Genomic DNA, 22,438 nt, shown 5'->3' on the forward strand with positions numbered 1-22,438 from the left:
GAACTACAGGCAGGGCGGCTCCCGCCGCCCGCCATCACTACATCAACGGAGACATTCCATGCAAGATCCCGTCGTCATCGTATCCGTGGCCCGCACGCCCATGGCCGCCTTCCAGGGCGAGTTCGCCGCGCTGACCGCGCCGCAGCTCGGCGCGGTCGCCATCCGCGCCGCGGTGGAGCGCGCCGGCCTCAAGCCGGAGCAGGTCGAGGAAGTGGTGTTCGGCTGCGTGCTGCCGGCCGGCCAGGGCCAGGCGCCCGCGCGCCAGGCCGCGCTCGGCGCCGGCCTGCCGATGGGCACGGGCTGCACCACCGTCAACAAGATGTGCGGCTCCGGCATGCGCGCGGCCATGACCGTGCATGACGCGCTGCTGGCGGGCTCGTTCGAGATCGCGGTGGCGGGCGGCATGGAAAGCATGACCAACGCGCCCTATCTGGTGCCGAAGGGCCGTGGCGGCTACCGCATCGGCCATGGCATGATCTTCGACCACATGATGCTGGACGGCCTGGAAGACGCCTATATCCGCGACGAAAAAGGCGGCGGCCGCTCGATGGGCACCTTCGGCGAAGACTGCGCCGCCAAGTATGGCTTCACGCGCGCCGCGCAGGACGAGTTCGCCATGGAAAGCGTGCGGCGCGCGCAGCAGGCCACCGAGCGCGGCGACTTCCGCTGGGAGATCGCCGCGGTGACGGTGCCGGGGCGCGGCGGCGACACCGTCGTCGACACCGACGAAGGCCCGCGCCGCATCAAGCTCGACAAGATCCCCTCGCTCAAGCCGGCCTTCGCCAGGGACGGCACCATCACCGCCGCCTCGTCCTCGTCGATCAACGACGGCGCCGCCGCGCTGGTGATGATGCGCGAGTCCACCGCGAAGCGCCTCGGCCTGCAGCCGCTGGCCCGCCTGCTCGGCCACACCACGCACGCGCAGGAGCCGGGCTGGTTCACCACCGCGCCGGTGGAGGCCATCGGCAAGCTTTACCGCAAGCTCGGCTGGACCACCGACAGCGTCGACCTGTTCGAGATCAACGAAGCGTTCGCCGTGGTGCCGCTGGCCGCCATGCACGACCTGAAGATCCCGCACGGCAAGGTCAACATCCACGGCGGCGCCTGCGCGCTGGGCCACCCGATCGGCGCCTCGGGCGCGCGCATCATGGCCACGCTGATCGGCGCGCTGCGCAAGACCGGCGGCAAGCGCGGCGTGGCCAGCCTGTGCATCGGCGGCGGCGAGGCCACCGCCGTGGGGCTGGAAATCGTCTGACGCCGCCCCCGCTGCGCCAAGCGACCCACCCACCCACCCACAACCGACCAGAAAGAAGGAGTCCGTCTTGCCTACCGCTCTCATCCTTGGTGCCTCGCGTGGCATCGGCCTTGAATTCGTGCGCCAGTACCGCGCCGACGGCTGGCGCGTGCTGGCCGTGGCGCGCAGTGACGAAGGCATCGCGGCCATCGAGGCGCTCGGCGCCGAGGCGCTGCGCGCCGACCTGACCGATGCCGGCCAGGTGGCGGGACTGGGCTGGAAGCTCGACGGCGAGTCCTTCGACGTGGCGGTCTACAACGCCGGCGTGATCGGCCCGCGCACCGAAGGCGCGCAGCCGGTCTCGCGCCAGGACTTCGACGCGGTGATGCACGTCAATGTGCTCGGCCCGATGATGGCGCTGCCCCTGCTGCTGCCGATGGTCGAGACCGGCCGCTCGGGGCAGGGCGGCGTGCTCGCGGTGCTGGCCTCGCGCATGGGCAGCATCGGCACGATGGACAGCAACCGCAGCTGGCTCTACCGCGTCAGCAAGGCCGCCGCCAACGCCGCGCTCAAGGCGGCCTCGCTCGACGCGCGCCACGCCACCTGCCTGGCCTTCCACCCGGGCTGGGTGCAGACCGACATGGGCGGCAAGGAAGCCGACATCACGCCGCAGCAGAGCGTGGCCGGCATGCGCCGCGTGATGGCCGGCGCCACGCGGCACGACAACGGCGGCTTCCGCAACTACGACGGCGCGGTGATTCCCTGGTGAGCCGGGCCGGCGCCGCGCGGCGCCGGCCGGACAGAAGAACAGAGACAGAAACGACATGCTGCTGACACCCGAACAGGAAATGATCCGCGACGCCGTGCGCCAGTTCGCGCAACGGGAGATCGCGCCGCACGCCGCCGCGTGGGACCGCGACAAGGTCTTCCCCAAGGCCGTGCACCGCGAGCTGGCCGCGCTCGGCGCCTACGGCGTGGCCGTGCCGGAGCAGTATGGCGGCGCCGGGCTGGACTATCTCTCGCTGGCACTGATCGTCGAGGAGATCGCCGCCGGCGACGGCGGCACTTCCACCGTCATCAGCGTCAACAACTGCCCCGTGTGCAGCATGCTGATGGCGTTCGCCAGCGAGGCGCAGAAGCAGCAGTGGCTGGTGCCGCTGGCGCGCGGCGAGATGCTCGGCGCGTTCTGCCTGACCGAGCCGCACGTCGGCTCGGACGCCGCCGCGCTGCGCACCGGCGCCGTGCGCGACGGCGACCACTACGTGCTCAACGGCGTCAAGCAGTTCATCACCAGCGGCAAGAACGCCGACGTCGCCATCGTGCTGGCGGTGACCGACAAGGCGGCCGGCAAGCGCGGCATCAGCGCGTTCCTGGTGCCGACCGCCACGCCCGGCTACGTGGTCGCGCGCATCGAGGACAAGCTCGGCCAGCACTCGTCGGACACCGCGCAGATCCTGTTCGAGGACTGCCGCGTGCCGGCCGCCAACCTGCTCGGCGAGGAGGGCGCCGGCTACAAGATGGCGCTGTCGGGGCTGGAGGGCGGGCGCATCGGCATCGCCTCGCAGAGCATCGGCATGGCGCGCGCGGCCTTCGAGGCGGCGCTGGCCTACGCCAGGGAGCGCGAGAGCTTCGGCCAGCCGCTGTTCGCGCACCAGGCGGTGCAGTTCCGCCTGGCCGAGATGGCCACGAAGATCGAGGTGGCGCGCCAGATGGTGTGGCACGCCGCCGCGCTCAAGGACGCCGGGCGCCCGTGCCTGAAGGAAGCCGCCATGGCCAAGCTCTACGCCAGCGAGATGGCCGAGGCGGTCTGCTCGGACGCCATCCAGGTGTTCGGCGGCTACGGTTATGTCAGCGATTTCCCGGTTGAGCGCATCTACCGCGACGTGCGCGTCTGCCAGATCTACGAGGGCACCAGCGATATCCAGAAGATACTGATCGCGCGCGCGTTATCCTGACGGCTGCCGCGCCGGTTTGCCGGCGCGGCGAAGCATCGAATCCACCGCAGCATCGAACCCCGGCCAGACCCCAGGAGCCCCCAAGCCATGACTGCCGCCATCGATTTCTACTTCGATTTCTCCTCGCCATACGGCTACTTCGCCAGCACCCGCATCGACGGGCTGGCGCAGAAATACGGCCGCTTCGTGGCCTGGCACCCGATCCTGCTCGGGGTGGTGTTCAAGACCACGGGCAGCGCGCCGCTGCCGCACGTGCCGATCAAGGGAGAGTACTGCTGGCTCGATTTCGAGCGCACCGCGGCCTTCCACCACATCGAGTACAAGCGCCCGACGCACTTCCCGCTGCCCACCACGCAGGCCGCGCGCGCCATGCTGTGGCTGCAGAACCACCACGGCGCGGACATTGCCGCGGCCTTCGCCAGGTCGGTCTACCACGCGCTGTTCGTGGACGACGTCAACATCGCCGAGCCGGCCGAACTGGTGAAGCTGGCCGAGCCGCTGGGCATCGACGCGCACGCCATGGACGCCGGCGCGAGCAGCTTCCAGATCAAGGACCAGCTCAAGGCGGAGATCGAGGTCGCCATGGCCAAGGGCGTGTTCGGCTCGCCCTTCGTCATCATCGACGGCGAGCCGTTCTGGGGCTTCGACCGTTTCGAGCAGATCGAGGCCCACCTCAAGAGCGGCCGCCCCACCGAGCTGCGCGCGGTGGCCGGCAGCAACCCCAACCCGGTCGGCACAACCAGCAACACCGACAGCAGCAAGGAAAAGAAACCCGCATGAATGCCAGTACCCAGCCGATTCGCCATCCCCGCTTCGATTGCGTGATCTTCGACTGCGACGGCGTGCTCGTGGACAGCGAGCCCATCGTCAACCGAGTGCTCAACGAGATGCTCAACGACCTCGGCATCCGCATCTCGCTGGAGGAATCCACCGAATGGTTCCTCGGCCGCGCGGTCCGCGAGGAACTCGGCAACATCGAGCGCAGGCGCGGCGCGCCGCTGCCGGAGAACTGGCTGTCGCACTGGTTCGCGCGGCGCAATGCCGTGCTGGAAGCCGAGGTGCAGGCCGTGCCGCACGTGCGCGAGGCGGTCGCCGCCATCGCCGCGTCCGGCCTGCCGGTCTGCGTGGCGTCAGGCGCGGACCGCATCAAGGTCAAGCTGCAGCTCACCCGCACCGGGCTGGTGGAACTGTTCCGGCAGGATGAGCGCGAGCACATCTTCTCGGCCACCGAGGTCGAGCGCAGCAAGCCCGCGCCCGACGTGTACCTGCTGGCCGCGCGCACCATGGGCGTGGCGCCGGCGCGCTGCGCGGTGGTCGAGGACAGTCCGGCCGGCATCACCGCCGGCGTGGCGGCCGGCATGACGGTGTTCGGCTATGCCGCGCGCAACGACGCCGCCACGCTGCTGGCGGCCGGCGCGGGCAGCACCTTCGCCGACATGCGCGCGCTGCCGGGGCTGATCGGATGAAGGCGCGCGCTCCCGGCGCGGGCGCCGGCGCCTGCCCGTGCGGCGGCGGCGACTACGCCGCCTGCTGCGGGCGCTTCCACCGCGGCGAGGCGCTGCCGGCCAACGCCGAGCAACTGATGCGCTCGCGCTATTGCGCCTACGTGATGGGCGACGTGGAGTGGCTGCGCCAGACCTGGCATCCGTCCACTTGCCCGGCGGACCTGGCGCCCGATACCGCCACGCGCTGGCTCGGCCTGGCGGTCAAGGCGCACGCGCAGCAGGACGACACGCACGCGCAGGTGGAATTCGTGGCGCGCTACAAGGTGGGCGGGCGCGCCTGGCGGCTGCACGAGCGCAGCCGCTTCGTGCGTGAGCCGCGCGCCGCCGGCGAGGCGCCGCGCTGGCTCTACGTGGACGGCGACATGCTGGGAGAGGCATCATGACACCGAAGTCCGCGGCGGGCGGAGCGCTCCGATGAAACCGGCAAGCGGGACGGGACGGCGGCACGGCCGGCTGGGCGCGGCGCTGGCAGCGCTGGCGCTGTGCGCACCGGCGCTGGCGCTGGCCCGGGGCGAAGCATCGGCGCCGGCCGGCGACCGCGCGGGCGCCAGGCTGGCGGAGCAGATCGTGATGATCCCCAAGCCGGGCGGGTTGTTCACGGTCGAGCTGGAGACCACGATCTTCAAGCCGCCCGGCGACGGCCCCTTTCCGCTGGTGATCATCAATCACGGCAAGGCGCCCGGCAGGCCCGCCTTCCAGGCGCGCGCCCGCTATACCGTGCAGAGCGCCGAATTCGTCAGGCGCGGCTACGTGGTGGCGGTGCCGATGCGCCAGGGCTTTTCCAGATCCGGCGGCGCTTATGTCGGCGGCGGCTGCAACGTGGAGAGCAACGGCATGCGGCAGGCCGAGGACGTGGTCGCCACGCTCGACTACATGGCCCGGCAGCCCTACGTCGACAAGTCGCGCATCGTCGTGATCGGCCAGTCGCACGGCGGGCTGACCACCATGGCGTTCGGCACCATCGACTATCCGGGCGTGCTGGGCGTGGTCAATTTCGCCGGCGGCCTGCGCGAGGAAACCTGCAGCCGCTGGACGTTCAACCTGGTGGACGCCTTCGGCGACTACGGCCGCCTGGCGCGTTATCCCTCGCTGTGGCTGTATGGCGATAACGACAGTTACTGGCCGCAGCCGCTGCCGGCGCAATTCTTCGCCGCCTATACCGCGCAGGCGCATGGCGCGGCGGCCAATGCCCGCATGGTGGACTACGGCACGTTCGCCGGCGACTCGCACACGCTGTTCGGCAGCCGCGCCGGCGTGCCGGTCTGGCTGCCGGAGGTGGCGCGCTTCTTCAGGGAGCTCGGGCTGCCCTTCGACGCGCCCTCCTGAGGGCTGCCGGCGTGCATTTCGGGCAGGCGGCGCCGCGCGCGGTGTGCGGATAAGCGCATGCTGGCGGCACGATGACGGGTGCTTGCCGGCTTCTTCGCGGTTTGTCGCCCAACATGCCGCTAACGTGTAAAACACGGCCTGTTTGCCAAGGGGCAGGAGAGCTCCCTACCATGACTCTCCCCAACGCGCACGCGAGTGCCGCCACGCCAGCCAGCGCGCCGGCCCGGCCGGCATCCTGCGCGGTCAACAAAGGAGGGTTTCCTTGGAAAACCAGTCCCATTCCCCGCAGCCGGCACCGGCCGCGCCGTCGCTCGGCGAGCGCAGCCAGCGCGCGGTGTGGCATCCCTGCACGCCGCTGCGGCCCGAGGCCGGCGAGCTGCCGCTGGCCATTGCGCGCGGCGAGGGGCCGTGGCTCCACGGCGAGGACGGCCAGCGCTATTTCGACGCCACCAGCTCGTGGTGGGTCAACCTGTTCGGCCACGCCAATCCCGACATCAACGCCGCGCTGCGCGCGCAGCTCGACACGCTCGAGCATGTCATGCTGGCCGGCTGCACGCACGCGCCGGCGGTGGAACTGGCCGAGCGCCTGTCGGCGCTGACCGGCGGCGCGCTGGGCCACGTGTTCTATGCCAGCGACGGCGCCTCGGCGGTCGAGATCGCGCTGAAGATGAGCTTCCACTACTGGCGCAATACCGGGCTGCCGGGCAAGCGCGAGTTCGTCTGCCTGCGCCACGGCTACCACGGCGAGACCGTGGGCGCGCTGGCGGTGACCGACGTGGCGATCTTCCGCGACGCCTACGACCCGATGCTGATGCAGTCGCACGTGGTGATGTCGCCGGACGCGCGCCAGGCCGCGCCCGGCGAGGGCGCGGCACAGGTGGCGCAGCGCGCGCTCGACGAGCTCGACGCGCTGCTGCAGGCGCGCGGCGGCCAGATCGCGGCGCTGATCGTGGAGCCGCTGGTGCAGTGCGCGGCCGGCATGGCGATGCACGATCCCGCCTACCTGGCCGGCGTGCGCGCGCTGTGCGACCGCTACCGCGTGCACCTGATCGCCGACGAGATCGCGGTGGGCTGCGGGCGCACCGGCACCTTCTTCGCATGGGAGCAGTCGCGCGGCGGGCAAGCCGCGCACGGCGCCGATGCCGGCCCGCTGCCGGCGCACCTGTGGCCCGATTTCCTGTGCCTGTCCAAGGGCATCAGCGGCGGTTACCTGCCGCTCTCGCTGGTGATGTCGCGCAGCGCGCTCCAGCACGCCTTCGTCACCGCGGCGCACGATCCCGACCGCGCCCGCAGCTTCCTGCATTCGCATTCCTACACCGGCAATCCGCTGGCCTGCCGCGCCGCGCTCGCCACGCTCGACCTGTTCGCGCGGCACGGCGTGGTGGCCCGCAACCGCGAGCGCGCGCAGTGGCTGGCCCAGGCCATGTCCGGGCTGGCCGCGGACGCGCGGCTGGAGCACGTGCGCCAGCGCGGCCTGATCTGGGCCGCCGACGTGCGCGAGGCCTGCGTGCCGGGCGGCGCCGGGGACTTCGCCGCGCGCTTCCACCATGCCGCGCGCGCGCACGGCGTGCTGATCCGCCCGATCGGCCGCACGCTCTACGTCATGCCGCCCTATGTGTTCGACGCGGACATGGCGCAATGGCTGGCGGACCGGCTGCACGCCACGCTCGACACGGTACTGCCCCGACCGGCCACAGAGCCGGCGCAACCCACGGAGACGCACGATGTTGCTTGAACACCTGAAGCTGGCTGCCGCCGAGCGCGACGAGCAGGCCCTCACGCGCCGCCGCCGCACCGCGCACACCGCCTGCGCGCCGCACCAGGAAGTCAGCGACGCCGGCGGCGAGCGCCATGCGCTGCTGACCTTCTGCAGCAACGACTACCTCGGGCTGGCCAGCCACCCGGCGCTGGTCGAGGCGATGGCCGAAGGCGCGCGCCGCTACGGCGCGGGCAGCGGCGCGTCCCACCTGGTGAGCGGCCACTCGCAGGCGCACCACCTGCTCGAAAACGAGCTGGGCGAATGGTTCGCGCCCAACATCCCGCATGCGCGCGCGCTGTATTTCTGCACCGGCTACATGGCCAACATGGGCGTGCTGACCGCGCTCGGCAGCGCCGACGCCACGCTGTTCTGCGAAGAGCTGAACCACGCTTCGCTGATCGACGGCGCCCGCCTGGCCCGGGCCCGGGTGACCCGCTACCCCCACCGCGACGTGGCCGCGCTGGAGCCACTGCTGGCCGGCGCCGCCACCCCGCTCAAGCTGATCGTCACCGACAGCATCTTCAGCATGGACGGCGACCAGGCGCCGCTGGCCGAGCTGCTGGCGCTGGCCGAGCGCCACGACGCCTGGATCATCGTCGACGACGCGCACGGCTTCGGCGTGCTGGGCGCGTCCGGCCGCGGCGTGCTGGAGCACCTGGCGCTGACCTCGCCGCGCTTCATCTACGTCGGCACGCTGGGCAAGGCCGCCGGCGTGGCGGGCGCCTTCGTGGCCGCGCACGAAACCGTCATCGAGCACCTGGTCAACACCGCGCGCCAGTACATCTACACCACCGCGGCGCCGCCCGCGGTGGCGCACACGGTATCCGCCAGCCTGGCGCTGATCGCCGGCGAGGAAGGGCGGCAGCGCCGCGCCCACCTGGGCGAGCTGATCCGCGCGCTGCGCGGTGGCCTGGCCGGCCTGACGCGCGCCGCCGGCTGGCGCCTGGGCGAGAGCGCCAGCGCCATCCAGCCGGTGATCGTGGGCGACAACGTGGCCGCGCTGGCCCTGTCCGCGGCGCTCGAGGCGGACGGCATCCGCGTCGGCGCGATCCGCCCGCCCACCGTGCCGGCCGGCACCGCGCGCCTGCGCATCACGCTGTCGGCGGCGCATGCGCAGGCCGACGTGGAACGCCTGCTGGCGAGCCTGGGCAGCGTGGTGCCGCGCAAGGAGTCCGCATGAGCACGCCTTTCGCCTGCTTCGTCACCGGCACCGACACCGGCGTGGGCAAGACCCACGCCAGCGCCACCCTGCTGCACGCGCTGCGCGCCGCCGGCCGGCGGGCCGTGGGCATGAAGCCCGTGGCCAGCGGCAGCGAATGGCGCGGCGACCACTGGCACAACGACGACGTCGCGCAACTGCGCGCGGCCAGCGCCGTGGAAGTGCCGCAGGCGCTGACCTGCCCGTTCCTGCTGCGCACGCCGGCCTCGCCGCACCTGGCCGCCGCCGCCGAAGGCGCGCGCATCACGCGCGAGCCGATCCGCGCCGCCTTCGCCGCCTTGCAGGCACGCGCGGACGCGGTGGTGGTGGAGGGCGTGGGCGGCTTCCGCGTGCCGCTCGACGGCGCGCTGGCCGCGGACGGCGGCTGGGACACGGCCGACCTCGCCGTGATGCTCGGCCTGCCGGTCGTGCTGGTGGCGGGCATCCGCCTGGGCTGCCTCAACCACGCGCTGCTGACCGCCGAGGCCGTGCGCGCGCGCGGGCTGCGCCTGGCCGGCTGGATCGCCAACCGCATCGATCCCGCCATGGACCTCGCCGACGAAAACATCGACACGCTGCGCCAGGCGCTGGACGCGCCCCTGCTCGGCACGCTGCCGTGGCAGGTGCCGCCGGCCGAAGCCGCCGGCCGGCTCGCGCTCGCGCCGCTGCTCGGCTGACCGCGGCGCGCCGGACCATCTTCCCCCGACACAACAGAAAACAGAACAGCACACGGAAACGATCATGACCAACACCACCCTTGCCGGCGACACCGTCGCCACCATCTCCGCCGACAGCCTGCGCCAGACCGCCCGCCGCTTCGCCGAGCCCGCGCCCGCCAGGCCCGGCGACTGGTCCGTGGCCGGCGTCGCCGCGCTCTACGCGCTGCCGTTCAACGACCTGCTGTTCCGCGCCCAGCAAGTGCACCGCGAGCACTTCGACCCCAACGCCGTGCAGCTCTCCACGCTGCTGTCGATCAAGACCGGCGGCTGCGAAGAAGATTGCGGCTACTGCCCGCAGAGCGCGCACCACGACGCCGGCGTCAAGGCCGAGAAGCTGATGGCGCTGGACGAGGTGCTCGAAGCCGCGCGCGCCGCCAAGGCCAGCGGCGCCGGGCGCTTCTGCATGGGCGCGGCCTGGCGCAGCCCCAAGGAACGCCACCTGGAGCCGGTCATCGAGATGGTCAAGGAAGTCAAGGCGATGGGCCTGGAGACCTGCGTCACGCTGGGCATGCTGGAAGCCGAGCAGGCGCGCCGCCTGAAGGAAGCCGGCCTGGACTACTACAACCACAACCTCGACACCTCGCCGGAGTTCTACGGCGAGATCATCACCACCCGCACCTACCAGGACCGCCTGGACACCATCGGCCACGTGCGCGACGCCGGCATCCATGTCTGCTGCGGCGGCATCGTCGGCATGGGCGAATCGCGCGACGCGCGCGCCGGGCTGATCGCCCAGCTCGCCAACATGGACCCGTATCCCGAGTCGGTGCCCATCAACAACCTGGTGGCCGTGGAAGGCACGCCGCTGGCCCACGCCGAGCCGATCGACCCGTTCGAATTCGTGCGCACCATCGCGGTGGCGCGCATCACCATGCCGCGCGCCATGGTGCGGCTGTCCGCCGGGCGCGAAGCCATGGACGACGCGCTGCAGGCGCTGTGTTTCATGGCCGGCGCCAATTCCATTTTCTATGGGGATCGGCTGCTGACCACGGCCAATCCGCAGGCGGACCGGGATCGGGCCTTGCTGGCGCGGCTCGACATCCGGACCGAGGGCTACGCCGGGTAATGCGTTCGGGGCCGCCCCCCGGTCCCCCGGACGCCACGCACCCGCTCCCGCCTCATCTCTGCGAAAATAGGGCGAATCACGATAAGAACCCCCAGTGGAGATGAGATGAAGTTGCAGTTGTATGTGCCGGACGGCCGCTACCAGCCCTGGATCGACGGCTTCGCCGAAGCCCTTCCCGAGGCGCAATGCCTGACCTGGGAAGACAGCCAGGCCGAGCGCGCCGACTACGCCGTGGTGTGGCGCCCGCCGCTGGAGATGCTGCGCGGGCGCACCGACCTCAAGGCGGTGTTCAACCTCGGCGCCGGCGTGGACGGCATCCTGCGCCTGCGCGACGACGACCCGCGCGCGCTGCCCGACGGCGTGCCCATCGTGCGCCTGGACGACGCCGGCATGGCCGCGCAGATGATCGAATACGTGACGCACGCGGTACTGCGCTATTTCCGCCGCCTCGACGAATACGCGCTGGCCCAGCAGGCCGGCACCTGGCGCTTTCTCAAGCCGCATCGCCGCGCCGGTTTCAGCGTGGGCGTGATGGGCGTGGGCACGCTCGGCGCGCAGATCGCGCGGGCGCTGGCCGGCTTCGGCTTTCCGGTGCGCGGCTGGAGCCGCACCGCGCGCGCGATCGAGGGCGTGCAGGGCTTTTCGGGCGAGGCCGGCCAGGCCGCGTTTCTCGACGGGCTGCAGGTGCTGGTCAACGTGCTGCCGCTGACGCCCGAGACCGAGAACATCCTGGACGCGCGGCTGCTCGGCAAGCTGGCCAAGGGCGCCTACCTCGTCAATGTGGCGCGCGGCCAGCACCTGGTCGAGGAAGACCTGCTGGCGGCGGTGCAGTCGGGCCAGGTCGCCGGCGCCACGCTGGACGTGTTCCGCACCGAGCCGCTGCCGGACGGGCATCCGTTCTGGCGCGAGCCGCGCATCACCGTCACGCCGCATGTCGCCGCGCTGACGCTGCGCGAAGACAGCATCGCCCAGATCGCCGGCAAGATCCGCGCGCTCGGCGCGGGCCGGCCGATCGCCGGCGTGGTCGACCTGCAGCGCGGTTATTGAAAGCAGGCATAGCAAGCAGACACAGGACCCGCGGCGCACGCGCCGCGGCGACAGTACACGGAGGAGACGCCATGACATTGCCCAACTATGTGAAGATCGTCGAGGTCGGCCCGCGCGACGGGCTGCAGAACGAGAAGGCGCTGGTGCCGACCGAGGTCAAGGTCGAGCTGGTCAACCGCCTGAGCGACGCCGGCTTCGTCAATATCGAGTCGGCCTCGTTCGTGTCGCCCAAGTGGGTGCCGCAGATGGCCGACGGCGCCGAGGTGATGGCGCGCATCCTGCGCCGCCCGGGCACGCTGTATTCGGTGCTCACGCCCAACATGAAGGGCTTCGAGGGCGCGGTCGCCGCCGGCGCCGACGAGGTGGTGATCTTCGGCGCGGCCAGCGAGGCCTTCTCGCAGAAGAACATCAACTGCTCGATCGCCGAGTCGATCGCGCGCTTCGAGCCGGTGGCCGCGGCGGCCAAGGAAAAAGGCCTGCGCCTGCGCGCCAGCATCTCGTGCGCGCTGGGCTGCCCCTACCAGGGCGAGGTGCCGGTGCACGCGGTGGTGGACGTGGTGCGCCGCATGCGCGACCTGGGCTGCGACGAGATCGACATCGCCGACACCATCGGCGTGGGCACGCCCGGGCGCGTGCAGGAAGTGATGCGCGCGGCGGCGGCGGAATTTCCGCTCGACCGCCTCTCCGGCCATTTCCACGATACCTACGGCCAGGCGCTGTCCAACATCCTGGCCAGCCTGGAGGTGGGCATCTCGATCTTCCACGCCTCCGTCGCCGGCCTGGGCGGCTGCCCGTACGCCAAGGGCGCGACCGGCAACGTCGCCACCGAGGACGTGCTCTACATGCTGCACGGCATGGGCCTGCACACCGGCGTCGACCTGGACCAGGTCGTGCGCGCCGGCGACTTCATCTCGCAGGCCATCGGCCGCGCCAACAGCTCGCGCGTGGGCCGCGCATTGCTGTCCAAGTGGGCCGCCGCCGCCGAAGCGGCGCCGGCTTGCGTGTGAACCCGGCCAGGCAGGACGACATGAACGACCGCTCCATGAACGATGCCGGCGCATCGGCGCCCCTGCCCGAGGCCGCCCAGCGCGTGGCCGGGCTGCTCGCCGGCCTCGGCCACGCCAAGCCGGTGGTGATGCTGCCGGCCACCGGCAAGACCTCGGCCGAGGCCGCCGCGGGCCTGGGCTGCTCGGTGGCCGAGATCGCCAAGTCCATCATCTTCCGCCGCGTGGCGGACGACGCGCCGGTGCTGGTGATCGCCAGCGGCAGCAACCGCGTCGACGAAGCCAAGGTGGCGGCGGTGGTAGGCCCGCTCGGCAAGGCCGATGCGAAATTCGTGCGCGAGAAAACCGGCTACGCCATCGGCGGCGTCTGCCCGATCGGCCACGCGGTGGCGCCGGTGATGCTGCTCGACAGCGACCTGTTCCGCTATGACAGCCTGTGGGCCGCCGCCGGCCACCCGCACGCGGTGTTCAACCTCACCCCGCAGGAACTGCAGCGCATGACGGGGGCCGCGGTGGCCGACGTGGCGCAGCGGGCCGGGGACTGAGGCCGTGTCGCGGCTGTCCCGCCTGGCCGCGGACCTGGCGCGCGGCGCGCAGGCCGCGCAGCACGCGCTGCCGGTGCCGTCGCCGTGCCGCAACGTGTGCCGCATGGACGCGGCCAGCGGCTACTGCGAGGGCTGCCTGCGCACCATCGAGGAAATCGCCGCATGGTCTGGCAGCGACGACGCCGCGCGGCGCGCCGTCTGGGCGCGGCTGCCGGCTCGCGCCGCACACCTGATCGCGCAGGGCTGCGCGCGCCCGCGCGACGCCGACGCCGACTGAGGCTCCCGTGACCGCCGCCATCGACTGGTACTTCGACCCCATCTCGCCGTTCTCCTACCTGGCCTTCGAACGGCTGCCGCAGGTCTTGCCGGCCGATACGCCGGTGCGCTACGTGCCGGTGCTGTTCGCCGGCCTGCTGCGGCACTGGGGCAACGTCGGCCCGGCGGAGATCCCGCCCAAGCGCCGCTTCACCTTCGAGCACGTGGCCTGGATCGCGCACCGCGACAAGGTGCCGCTGGCCATGCCGGCGGTACATCCCTTCAACCCGTTGCCGCTGCTGCGGCTGGCGGTGGCGCTGGAACTGGAAGGCCGGCTCGCGCGCGAGACGCTCGCGCCGTTGCTGCGCTTCGTCTGGCAGCATGGCCACGTGCCGCAGCGGCAGGCCGAATTCGCGGCGCTGTGCGGCGCGCTGGGCGTACCCGCCGCTGCGCTGGCGCAGGATGCGGTGAAGGCGCGCCTGCGCGAACACGGCGAAGAGGCCGCCGCGCGCGGCGTGTTCGGCGTGCCGACCGCCATCGTGCCGGGCGACGCCGCCGGCCAGCTGTTCTGGGGCCTCGACGCGCTCGACATGCTGGCCGCGCGCCTGCGGCAGGATCCGTTCTTCGCTTCCGAGGCCTTGCGCGCGGCCAGCGCGCTGCCGCTGGGCGAAGGCCGCGCGGATGCGCCGAAGCCCGCCGGCGCGTAGCCGCCGCATAGCCGCGCCATCGCCGCGCGATTGCCGCCGCCGGCCGGTAGCACGAACCCGACAAGAACCAGAAAAAACGCCGAGACAACGCCGAGACAACGCCGATGCCCGACTCCTTCCCCGCTCCCGCCCTGCCATCCACCATGCGCGTGTTCGAGCGCGGCTGGCTGTCGGCCAACAACATCCTGTTCGTCGACGGCGACGACACCGCGCTGGTCGATTCCGGCTATGCCACGCACGCGCCGCAGACGCTGGCGCTGGCCGAGGCCGGCCTGGGCGGCAAGCCGCTGCGGCGCCTGGTGAACACCCATCTGCATTCCGACCATTGCGGCGGCAACGCCATCCTGCAGCGGCGCTGGCAGCCCCGCACGCTGATCCCCGCGGCCGAGGCCGCGGCCGTGCAAGCCTGGGACGACGGCCTGCTCAGCTACCGCGCCACCGGCCAGCAATGCGACCGCTTCACCTTCGACGGCGTGGTGCAGGACGGCGACGCGCTGCGCCTGGGCGGCATCGACTGGCAGGTGGTGGCCGCGCCCGGCCACGACCCGCACGCGGTGATGCTGTTCGCGCCGCACGAGCGCATCCTGATCTCGGGCGACGCGCTGTGGGAGAACGGCTTCGGCGTGATCTTCCCCGAACTCGACGGCGAAAGCGGCTTTGCCGAGCAGGCGGCGGTGCTGGCGCGCATCGCCACGCTCGGCGCGCGCGTGGTGATTCCCGGCCACGGCCGGCCCTTCACCGACGTCGCCGGCGCGCTCGAGGTGGCCGGCGGGCGCCTGGCCTACCTGAGCGCGGACCCGGCGCGCAACGCCGCGCACGCGGTCAAGGTGCTGCTCAAGTTCAAGCTGCTGGAGCAGCAGCGCATGCCCTACGCGGCGCTGCTGGCGTGGATGGAGCAGACCCCGCTGATGCGGCGCATCCACGCGCGCTTCATGGACGACGAGGACTTCGGCGCCATGCTCGCGCGCATGCTGGCGTCGCTGGTGAAGGCCGGGGCGCTGGAGCTGGAAGGCGACGACGTCCGCAACCGCGATTAAGAGCGGTTCCGCTCGTTTTCCGTTTGATCGCGCCCGCCGGACGCCGTAGCATGTAGGCAACCGCTGCGCCCCCCAACCGTTTGCGAGGAAGCCGCCGATGCCTGTCTTTCCCGTCGCATTGCTCCAGCCCCTGGTTGCCCATCTTTCCCCCTCGGCGATCCACGCGCACGGCGCCGACCTGCTGGTCGAGCTCGCCCCCTTCCCGCTCGGCGGGGAGCAGGTGCGCACCGCGCTGCGGCTCGACGGCCTGAGCCTGCCGGGCCACGGACTGGCGCAGCTCGCCCGCAGGCGCCTGCGCTTCCCGCTCAACCCGGAGCCGGGTTATGTCGATGGCTCGCTCTATCTCGGCGGCCGGCATCATGCGGTCGACGTGGGCGAGCTGCGGTTCGGCGAACTCGACCCGCACGGCCTAGCCCTGGAGATCGAAGGCCGCATCCATTTCGACGACGGCGCCGGCTTCGACGACACCCCGCTGAGCCTGGCCGTGCGCATCGCGGCCCCGCTGTCCGAGTCCGAGCTCGACGCCGCCATCGACCGCGCCGCCGCCGAGGCCGGCATTGCCGGCGCGCGGCAGGCGGGCAAGGCGATGGCCATCCTCAGCCGCGACCCGCGCCTGCGCCATGCCGACATGGCCCTGCTGCATGCGCGCGTGCAGGCCCGCCTGCTGATCGCCGGGGCGATGGCGCGCGGCGGCAGGGCCCTGCGCTGAGCCGGTGGCAAGGCCGAGACAATGCGGGAAACCGAGGAACCGAGAAACCGGGGAATTGACGACTTGAGGACAAGAGGCCCCACCATGCAAGCGCTCCACGGCAAGGGTTTCCTGCTTCGTCCGTTCCGCTATACGGATGTGCCGCAGTTCGTCGCGGCCGTGCACGAATCCCTCGACACCGTGGGCAAGTGGATGCCCTGGTGCCACGCCGGCTACAACGTGCGCGATGCCGAGAGCTGGTTCGACATGTGCTCGGAAAGCATGAGCAGCGGCGACGCCTACGACATCGGCGTGTTCGCCCCGGACGGCAGGGAGCTGTACGGCGGCGTCTCCATCAACCAGATCAACCGCGACTACAACTTCGGCAACCTGGGCTACTGGATCCGCCAGAGCCGCCAGCGCCAGGGAATCGGCGCGCGCGCGGCCGACCTGATGGCTTGCTATGGATTTCACTGGCTGGGGCTGACACGGCTCGAGGTGGTGGCCGCGGAGAACAACGTGGTCAGCCGCGCGGTGGCGGAGAAGATCGGCGCGCAGTTCGAATGCATCGCGCGGAACCGGCTGGTGTTGAATGGGGTGCCTTGTGCGGCGGCTATGTATTCGTTGGTGCCGCCTTGGTATGAGGGGTAGGTTTTTTGATTTTAGGAATGGGGATTTTGCTTTATTTTTAAATTTTTAATTATTTAATATATTTCAAATAAAATTCAAGGTCAAAGTCTTAAAATAAAAGTCAAAGGCTTTCGCTCCCCCGGAGCGACCTACTTTCTTTTTTCCGAAAAGAAAGTAGGCAAAGAAAGCGGACTGCCTGGCCGGCAGGGGCAGAAACGTTGGGGTTTCTGGTTGTTGGTGGTTTCGTGGTGGGGACTGCGGTTCTGCTGGCATCCTGCCGTTACCGGTGCGGCCCACCACGATCTTGCTGGCGGCAGTGGTCTCGGGGTCAGACCTATGATGGCGAGCACACTGCCAGTTCGGCTATCTGCCGTTACCGGTTTGGGCGGCCACGACGTAGCACCTCCGTGGTTTCGTGGTGGGCGTCGTGGACCGGGGCGCGGGTGTATGCGGCTACGTTCAAACTGGTGCCACCGCGCCCACCACGAAACCAGTGCCGTGCCTATGACGTGGCATCCGCGCCGGTCGCGGCAGCAGCTTGAACCACTTGGGCCGCTGCCATCATGCAGCCTCACCACGAATCGAACACCACCCGCGACGCCGCAGGCGAGCAAACCGGTAGCGTCAGCAGTCTCGTCGAAGCCAACGTGCCCACCACGAAACCACCATCAAACCTGAAGTCTGAGCGCCCAGCCTTCTGCAAGAATCGCTTTCTTTTGGTTACTTTTCTTTTCGAGAAAAGAAAAGTGACACTTACATGTGCGCGAACGGGCTATCAAGCCCAAGCCGCCAGGCCCACAGCGGCAAGCAGACTCAAAAATACGAAAAAATAAACCAACCAAAGCCCGGGCCGCCAGGCCCACAGACGCGAGCGCACTGACATGCGCCAGAAGGACCAAAAAAGCCCGGGCCGCCAGGCCCAGCCCGCAGACTCACGCAGACTTCCATGCGCCAGAAGAACTCCCCTTACTTGGAAATCGCAAACGCATGCGTCCTCTCATCCTGCCTGGGCACCACGTTATACCCCTTCCTCGCCGCCCAAACATTAATCTGAAAATAAAGCGGAATCACCCCATAATCCTTGATCCCGATCTCCGTTGCATCCTGCAACAACTTCTCTCGCGCGCGATCGTCGATCGTGGTCAGCGCCGCGCTCAGCTTGGCATCGAGCGCCGCATTGCTGTAGCGCCCGCGATTGGACGCCCCCCACCCCTTGGCCGGATCATAGGTCGCCAGCAATGACTTGAGCGAGGACCCGGCCTCGCCGGTGTCGGCCCCCCATCCAGCGAGCATGAACGAGAAGTCGAGCTTGTTGGCGCGCGTGAAGAAGGTGGCCGACGGCATGGCTTCCACGCGGGTCTGGATGCCGATGCGCGAGAGCATCGAGGCGATGGCCTGCGCGACCTGCTCGTCGTTGACATAGCGGTTGTTGGGCGCGTGCAGCGTGAGCTGGAAGCCGTCCGGGTAGCCGGCGTCGGCCAGCAGCTTCTTGGCCGCGGCGGCGTCGAAGGTGTCGGGCTTGAGCGACGGCACGTAGCCGAACAGCGTGGAGTTGACCAGCTGGCCGGTGGGCTCGGCGGCGCCTTCCATCACGCGGTCGACGATGGCCTGGCGCGAGATGGCGTGCGAGATGGCGGCGCGCACGCGCGGGTCCTTGAGCGGGTTCTTGGCGAGCGGCTTGCCGGCCTTGTCGGCGGCGAACGGGGTGACGTCGCGGTTGCTGTCCAGGTGCAGGTACATCAGGCGGAAGGTGGGCACCTTGAACACGCTCACGCCGGGGTCGGCGGACAGCTTGCGGATGTCGGAGGTGGGCACGTTCTCGATGACCTGCACGTCGCCGGCCAGCAGCGCGGCCACGCGCGGCGCGTCGTTGGTGAGGATGCGCAGCGAGACGGTGTCCCATTCGGGCTTGTTGCCCCAGTAGTTGTCGTTGCGCACGAGGTCGACGCGGTCGCCCTTGCGGAAGCCGGCGAACTTGTAGGGGCCGGTGCCGACCATGGCGCGGCCGCTGTTGAAGTCGTCGCTGCTGGCGTTCTCGGCCACCTTCTTCGACACCATGTAGGTGGTCGACAGGTCGTTGGGCACCAGCGGGTACGGGCCGTTGGTGGTGATGCGCACGGTCAGCTTGTCGACCGCGACGATGTCCTTGAAGCCCTTGGTGTAGATGGTGTACGGCGACGGGCTGTTCTTGACGGTGGCGGGGCGGTTGAGCGAGTAGACCACGTCGGCCGAGGTGAATTCGCTGCCGTCGTGGAATTTCACGCCGGGGCGCAGCTTGATTTCCCAGGTGGTGTCGTCGACGGGCTTCCACGACAGCGCCAGCGCGGGCTTGAAGCGCATCTTTTCGTCCTTGGCGATGAGCGCCTCGAACATGTGCTCGGCCACGTTCGCGTTGGGCGTGACGTTGTGATAGTGCGGGTCGAGCGAGGTGATGTCGCCGGACAGGCCGATGGTCAGGCCGGCGGCCACGGCGGACGGCGAAAGCGCGGCGCAGGCGAGGCTGGCGGCGAAGGCTGCGGCGCCAAGGGCGCGGCGGATGACGGTCATCGGTGGTCCTTGGTTGTATTGCGATGCAGGCATTGTCGGGACTCGCCCGCGCCGGGTCAAGGCGGGCCGACCCGCAGCGCGGCGTGCACCGCGGCGAGGCAGCCGTGCACGCCGGGCGTGCCCGTTCTTGCGGTCTCGCGCGCGCTTTTCACCGTCGCAAGGCATGCGGGCGGCGCGACTGGCCTGCCGCAAAACGGCGCGACTGTTCCTGTGCGGCCTGACAGCCGGCCCGTATATTGGATGCCGCGCGCCGCGCCGCGCCGTCCTTCAATCCACCCGCCCGCCGCCATGCTGAAGATCCTCGGAAAAGCCGCCTCCATCAACGTGCGCAAGGTCCTGTGGTGCTGCGACGAGCTCGGCCTGCCATATGCGCGCGAGGACTGGGGCGCGGGCTTTCGCCCGACCGACACGCCGGCTTTCCTGGCGCTCAATCCCAATGCGATGGTGCCGGTGATCGACGACGGCGGTTTCGTGCTGTGGGAATCGAATGCCATCCTGCGCTACCTGGCGGCGCAATACGGCGGCGCGGCCATCTATCCGGCCGCCGCGCGCGAGCGGGCGCGCATCGACCAGTGGCTGGACTGGCAGGCGTGCGAGCTGAACCCGGCCTGGCGGTACGCCTTCATGGGACTGGTGCGGCAGTCGCCGGCGCACCAGGACGCCGCGCAGATCGCGGCTTCCGCCGCGGCGTGGGCGCGCTGCATGGGCATCCTGGAGCGGCAACTGGCGGCCACCGGCGGCCATGCCGCCGGCGCCGGCTTTTCGCTCGCGGACATTGCGCTCGGCCTTTCGGTCAACCGCTGGTACGCCACCCCGCTGGCGCACCCGGACTACCCGGCGGTGGCCGCGTACTTCGCGCGCCTGCGGGACCGTGCCGGGTTTGCCCGGCACGGCTGCAACGGCATCGCCTGAGGTTTCCCCGCGGCGCGGCGGCGCTCAGAACGTGGTGCGCAGGCCGATCTTGACGTTGCGCCCGGCCAGCGGCGCGATGTCGCGCAGGATCGAGGTCGAGCTGCGGGCGTCCTGGTTGGTCAGGTTGTCGCCGCGCAGGTAGACCAGCGTCTGCGTGCCGGCCATCTTGAACTTGTAGGTGATGGACAGGCCGAGCAGGGTGTAGCCGTCGGTGGGGGTGTCGTTGGCCGGCACGCGCGACTGCCGCGCGGCATAGGTCACGTCGGCGCGCGCGCCCCAGGGCCCGGCGCCGTAGACCACCGCGCCGCCGATGCGCAGCGGCGACAGGCGCGGCAGCGGCTCGCCGGTGGTGCGGTTCTGGCCGTGCACGTAGTCGGCGCGCGCTTCCAGGTCGAGCGTGTCGCTGCCGGTCAGCAGCTTCTGCGCCACGCGCGCGCGGCCCTCGGCCTCGAAGCCGTACAGCGTGGCGGCCACGCCCTGGTACTGGAACTCGGGCAGCGCGCCCGCCGTGCCCGGCGCCACCACGTTGCCCTCTTCGTCGCGCGCGTTGCCCGTGGCCGACAGCGCCAGGTAGTTGGAGAAGCGGCTGTAGTAGCCCGACAGGCTGGCGCTGTGCGGGCCGGACTTGAAGCGCATGCCGAGGTCCAGCGAGGTGGCGCGTTCCTTGGATGCGTCCGGGTTGCCCTGTTCCCACGCGCCGGTGGCCACGTGGGGGCCGTTGGCGTAGAGCTCGTAGAAGGTGGGCGCGCGCTCGGTGTAGGCCAGGTTGGAGGTCAGCGACCAGGCCGGCGCCAGCTTGTAGAGCAGCCCGGCGGAGGCGCTGCCGGCATTGAAGCTGCGGCTGGCGTCCGAGAAGCGCTCGTTGCCGTCGGCACGCGCCTTCAGGCTGGTGTGGTCCATGCGCGCGCCCAGGTTGAGCTTGAGGTCGCCGCTGGCGGTCAGCGGCATTTCCTCGAAGATGAACAGCGCGGCGTTGTCGGTGTCGGTGCTCGGCACGAAGGCTTCCTCGCCCAGCGCCGAGAAGCGCGTCGAGCCGAACTGGGTGCCGATCACGCCGGTCATGTTGCCGATGCGCGCGTGCTTCGCCTCGAAGCGCGCATCCCAGCCGTGGTTCTTGAAGACGGTGCCGGTCTCGCCGGACTCGATTTCCTTGTGCTCGTAGTCGGTGTAGCTGAACTTGCCCTTGACCGACTCGATGAAGCCGCCGGTGCGGCCGGCCAGGTTGCGCGCCTCGCCTTCGAGCGCGAAGCGCTGCTGGCGCATCTGCAGGCGCACGTCGTCTTCGGCCGGGGTGCCGTATTCGTTGTGGTACTCGCTGTAGTTGGCGCCGACGAAGCCGTCGGCCCAGGTGTAGGCGCCGCCGAGCGAGCCGCCCTGCTGCTGCGCGCTGGTGTTGGGCAGGCGGCCGTAGGCTTCGGATTCGCCTTCGGGCAGCGGCTGGCTCTCGCGCAGCGCGGCGCTGCGCGCGTAGCCGGGAATGCGCAGGTTGCTGGTCTTGCGCACGAAGCCGTCGGCATGGATGGCGAACTGGCCGTTGCCGGCCTCGACGAGGCCGCTGGCGGCGCGCGCGCTGTCGCCGCCGGCGGTGGCGCTGGCGTCCACCGCGCCGCCCACGCCCCGGATCGGCTCCTTGGGGATGCGGTTGTCGATCACGTTGACCACGCCGCCGATGGCGTTGCCGCCGTACATCAGCGCGGCCGGCCCGCGCACCACCTCGATGCGCTCGGCCACCAGCGGGTCCACCGGCACGGCGTGGTCGTTGGAAAGGGTGGAGGCGTCGATGGTGCTGCCGCCGTTCTGCAGCACCTTGATGCGGTCGCCGTCCAGGCCGCGGATGATCGGGCGGCTGGCGTTGGGGCCGAAGTAGCTGGAGGACACGCCGGGCAGCCGGTCGAGCGTCTCGCCCAGGGTGCTGCCCTGGCGCACCGTGAGGGCGTCGCCGCCGAGGCTGGACACCGGCGCGACCAGGTCGGTGAGCTCGCTGCCGAGCGGGTTGGCGGTGACCACCACCTCGCGCAGGGTGGCGGCGGGAGCGGCCGGCGCGGCGGGCGCACTCTGCGCGAGGGCGGCCGCGGGAGCGGCGGCGATCAGGGCCGCGATGGTGGCCAGCGGGGTACGGCGCAGGAAATATTCTGCCTGGAAGCGGTAAGACAAGGACATGGCTCGTATTGCTTTTTTTGATGCGGTCAGGCGCATGGCGCCGGCGGCCGCGCAGGCGCGCCGCGCCGCCGGCGCGAGCGAAGGCGCGGGGCGGCGGCGGGCACGGCAGGCTGCGTGTGGCGCGGTGCGTCAGGAAGCGGGCGG

The 22,438-nt window shown here is 70.6% G+C and carries 21 protein-coding genes and 1 pseudogene; 20 read left to right on the forward strand and 2 right to left on the reverse strand.

Annotated features, from left to right (window positions below; genetic code table 11):
- Nucleotides 1–58: 58 nt before the first annotated feature.
- The 19 genes and pseudogenes from ACKI2N_RS01185 to ACKI2N_RS01275 all read left to right on the forward strand — a co-directional run bounded on the left by ACKI2N_RS01185 (nt 59) and on the right by ACKI2N_RS01275 (nt 16,696).
- A complete protein-coding gene (locus ACKI2N_RS01185; RefSeq protein WP_420993964.1) occupies nt 59–1,255 on the forward strand; it encodes an acetyl-CoA C-acetyltransferase in 1,197 nt (398 codons plus the stop codon).
- A 67-nt stretch (nt 1,256–1,322) separates the two neighbouring features.
- Nucleotides 1,323–2,003, forward strand: a complete 681-nt coding sequence (locus tag ACKI2N_RS01190; protein ID WP_420993965.1) for an SDR family oxidoreductase — start codon at nt 1,323–1,325, stop codon at nt 2,001–2,003.
- Nucleotides 2,004–2,058: 55 nt separating this feature from the next.
- Entirely contained in the window at nt 2,059–3,189 is a 1,131-nt protein-coding gene (locus ACKI2N_RS01195; RefSeq protein WP_420993966.1) for an acyl-CoA dehydrogenase family protein, read from the forward strand.
- 87 nt (nt 3,190–3,276) lie between these two features.
- Nucleotides 3,277–3,969 (forward strand): 2-hydroxychromene-2-carboxylate isomerase, encoded by a 693-nt coding sequence (locus ACKI2N_RS01200; protein ID WP_420993967.1) that lies wholly within the window; start codon nt 3,277–3,279, stop codon nt 3,967–3,969.
- Nucleotides 3,966–4,655 (forward strand): HAD family hydrolase, encoded by a 690-nt coding sequence (locus tag ACKI2N_RS01205; protein ID WP_420993968.1) that lies wholly within the window; start codon nt 3,966–3,968, stop codon nt 4,653–4,655. The genes ACKI2N_RS01200 and ACKI2N_RS01205 overlap by 4 nt, the downstream gene beginning before the upstream one ends.
- The gene (locus ACKI2N_RS01210) at nt 4,652–5,077 is read left to right on the forward strand and encodes a YchJ family metal-binding protein (protein WP_420993969.1); all 426 of its coding nucleotides are present in this window, start codon (nt 4,652–4,654) and stop codon (nt 5,075–5,077) included. The genes ACKI2N_RS01205 and ACKI2N_RS01210 overlap by 4 nt, the downstream gene beginning before the upstream one ends.
- A gap of 68 nt (nt 5,078–5,145) precedes the next feature.
- A pseudogene (locus tag ACKI2N_RS01215) lies at nt 5,146–6,020 on the forward strand (dienelactone hydrolase family protein); the annotation flags it as partial.
- 262 nt (nt 6,021–6,282) lie between these two features.
- On the forward strand, nt 6,283–7,755 hold the full coding sequence (gene bioA, locus ACKI2N_RS01220) for an adenosylmethionine--8-amino-7-oxononanoate transaminase (protein WP_420993970.1): 1,473 nt from the start codon (nt 6,283–6,285) through the stop codon (nt 7,753–7,755).
- Entirely contained in the window at nt 7,745–8,959 is a 1,215-nt protein-coding gene (gene bioF / locus ACKI2N_RS01225) for an 8-amino-7-oxononanoate synthase (RefSeq protein WP_420993971.1), read from the forward strand. Before bioA ends, bioF begins: the two co-directional genes overlap by 11 nt.
- Nucleotides 8,956–9,654 carry a dethiobiotin synthase gene (gene bioD, locus ACKI2N_RS01230; protein WP_420993972.1) on the forward strand — a complete coding sequence of 233 codons (699 nt, stop codon included), beginning with the start codon at nt 8,956–8,958 and terminating at the stop codon, nt 9,652–9,654. The genes bioF and bioD overlap by 4 nt, the downstream gene beginning before the upstream one ends.
- 64 nt (nt 9,655–9,718) lie before the next feature.
- Nucleotides 9,719–10,762 carry a biotin synthase BioB gene (bioB, locus tag ACKI2N_RS01235; protein WP_420993973.1) on the forward strand — a complete coding sequence of 348 codons (1,044 nt, stop codon included), beginning with the start codon at nt 9,719–9,721 and terminating at the stop codon, nt 10,760–10,762.
- A gap of 105 nt (nt 10,763–10,867) precedes the next feature.
- Nucleotides 10,868–11,809, forward strand: coding sequence for a 2-hydroxyacid dehydrogenase (locus tag ACKI2N_RS01240; protein WP_420993974.1), 942 nt, complete (start codon nt 10,868–10,870; stop codon nt 11,807–11,809).
- A 71-nt stretch (nt 11,810–11,880) separates the two neighbouring features.
- Complete coding sequence (locus ACKI2N_RS01245; protein ID WP_420993975.1) at nt 11,881–12,816, forward strand: hydroxymethylglutaryl-CoA lyase; 936 nt, start codon at nt 11,881–11,883, stop codon at nt 12,814–12,816.
- A 20-nt stretch (nt 12,817–12,836) separates the two neighbouring features.
- Nucleotides 12,837–13,358, forward strand: coding sequence for a YbaK/EbsC family protein (locus ACKI2N_RS01250; protein WP_420993976.1), 522 nt, complete (start codon nt 12,837–12,839; stop codon nt 13,356–13,358).
- Nucleotides 13,359–13,362: 4 nt separating this feature from the next.
- On the forward strand, nt 13,363–13,635 hold the full coding sequence (locus ACKI2N_RS01255; protein WP_420993977.1) for a DUF1289 domain-containing protein: 273 nt from the start codon (nt 13,363–13,365) through the stop codon (nt 13,633–13,635).
- 7 nt (nt 13,636–13,642) lie between these two features.
- Nucleotides 13,643–14,320 carry a 2-hydroxychromene-2-carboxylate isomerase gene (locus ACKI2N_RS01260; protein WP_420993978.1) on the forward strand — a complete coding sequence of 226 codons (678 nt, stop codon included), beginning with the start codon at nt 13,643–13,645 and terminating at the stop codon, nt 14,318–14,320.
- 104 nt (nt 14,321–14,424) lie between these two features.
- Entirely contained in the window at nt 14,425–15,357 is a 933-nt protein-coding gene (locus ACKI2N_RS01265) for an MBL fold metallo-hydrolase (protein WP_420993979.1), read from the forward strand.
- 97 nt (nt 15,358–15,454) lie between these two features.
- Nucleotides 15,455–16,066, forward strand: coding sequence for a hypothetical protein (locus ACKI2N_RS01270; protein WP_420993980.1), 612 nt, complete (start codon nt 15,455–15,457; stop codon nt 16,064–16,066).
- An 84-nt stretch (nt 16,067–16,150) separates the two neighbouring features.
- Nucleotides 16,151–16,696 (forward strand): GNAT family N-acetyltransferase, encoded by a 546-nt coding sequence (locus ACKI2N_RS01275; RefSeq protein ID WP_420993981.1) that lies wholly within the window; start codon nt 16,151–16,153, stop codon nt 16,694–16,696.
- A gap of 945 nt (nt 16,697–17,641) precedes the next feature.
- Here the strand turns inward: ACKI2N_RS01275 and ACKI2N_RS01280 are convergent.
- On the reverse strand, nt 17,642–19,222 hold the full coding sequence (locus ACKI2N_RS01280; protein WP_420993982.1) for an ABC transporter substrate-binding protein: 1,581 nt from the start codon (nt 19,220–19,222) through the stop codon (nt 17,642–17,644).
- A 288-nt stretch (nt 19,223–19,510) separates the two neighbouring features.
- On the opposite strand from ACKI2N_RS01280, the gene ACKI2N_RS01285 reads away from it, so the two are divergent.
- Entirely contained in the window at nt 19,511–20,134 is a 624-nt protein-coding gene (locus tag ACKI2N_RS01285) for a glutathione S-transferase family protein (protein ID WP_420993983.1), read from the forward strand.
- A 24-nt stretch (nt 20,135–20,158) separates the two neighbouring features.
- On the opposite strand, the gene ACKI2N_RS01290 is transcribed toward ACKI2N_RS01285, so the two are convergent.
- Nucleotides 20,159–22,294, reverse strand: coding sequence for a TonB-dependent receptor (locus ACKI2N_RS01290; protein ID WP_420993984.1), 2,136 nt, complete (start codon nt 22,292–22,294; stop codon nt 20,159–20,161).
- Nucleotides 22,295–22,438: the final 144 nt, after the last annotated feature.

It is taken from the genome of Cupriavidus sp. 30B13, from assembly GCF_049059565.2.
Classification (GTDB): Bacteria; Pseudomonadota; Gammaproteobacteria; order Burkholderiales; family Burkholderiaceae; genus Cupriavidus.

Excerpts from the sequence above, each read along its gene's own strand:
- ACKI2N_RS01240 (WP_420993974.1), top strand. The coding sequence starts at position 10,868 with ATGAAGTTGCAGTTGTATGTGCCGGACGGCCGCTACCAGCCCTGGATC.
- ACKI2N_RS01275 (WP_420993981.1), top strand. The coding sequence starts at position 16,151 with ATGCAAGCGCTCCACGGCAAGGGTTTCCTGCTTCGTCCGTTCCGCTAT.
- ACKI2N_RS01270 (WP_420993980.1), top strand. The coding sequence starts at position 15,455 with ATGCCTGTCTTTCCCGTCGCATTGCTCCAGCCCCTGGTTGCCCATCTT.
- ACKI2N_RS01290 (WP_420993984.1), bottom strand. The coding sequence starts at position 22,294 with ATGTCCTTGTCTTACCGCTTCCAGGCAGAATATTTCCTGCGCCGTACC.
- ACKI2N_RS01205 (WP_420993968.1), top strand. The coding sequence starts at position 3,966 with ATGAATGCCAGTACCCAGCCGATTCGCCATCCCCGCTTCGATTGCGTG.
- ACKI2N_RS01250 (WP_420993976.1), top strand. The coding sequence starts at position 12,837 with ATGAACGACCGCTCCATGAACGATGCCGGCGCATCGGCGCCCCTGCCC.
- ACKI2N_RS01265 (WP_420993979.1), top strand. The coding sequence starts at position 14,425 with ATGCCCGACTCCTTCCCCGCTCCCGCCCTGCCATCCACCATGCGCGTG.
- bioB (WP_420993973.1), top strand. The coding sequence starts at position 9,719 with ATGACCAACACCACCCTTGCCGGCGACACCGTCGCCACCATCTCCGCC.
- ACKI2N_RS01210 (WP_420993969.1), top strand. The coding sequence starts at position 4,652 with ATGAAGGCGCGCGCTCCCGGCGCGGGCGCCGGCGCCTGCCCGTGCGGC.
- ACKI2N_RS01200 (WP_420993967.1), top strand. The coding sequence starts at position 3,277 with ATGACTGCCGCCATCGATTTCTACTTCGATTTCTCCTCGCCATACGGC.
- bioF (WP_420993971.1), top strand. The coding sequence starts at position 7,745 with ATGTTGCTTGAACACCTGAAGCTGGCTGCCGCCGAGCGCGACGAGCAG.
- bioD (WP_420993972.1), top strand. The coding sequence starts at position 8,956 with ATGAGCACGCCTTTCGCCTGCTTCGTCACCGGCACCGACACCGGCGTG.
- ACKI2N_RS01280 (WP_420993982.1), bottom strand. The coding sequence starts at position 19,222 with ATGACCGTCATCCGCCGCGCCCTTGGCGCCGCAGCCTTCGCCGCCAGC.
- ACKI2N_RS01245 (WP_420993975.1), top strand. The coding sequence starts at position 11,881 with ATGACATTGCCCAACTATGTGAAGATCGTCGAGGTCGGCCCGCGCGAC.
- ACKI2N_RS01195 (WP_420993966.1), top strand. The coding sequence starts at position 2,059 with ATGCTGCTGACACCCGAACAGGAAATGATCCGCGACGCCGTGCGCCAG.
- ACKI2N_RS01285 (WP_420993983.1), top strand. The coding sequence starts at position 19,511 with ATGCTGAAGATCCTCGGAAAAGCCGCCTCCATCAACGTGCGCAAGGTC.
- ACKI2N_RS01185 (WP_420993964.1), top strand. The coding sequence starts at position 59 with ATGCAAGATCCCGTCGTCATCGTATCCGTGGCCCGCACGCCCATGGCC.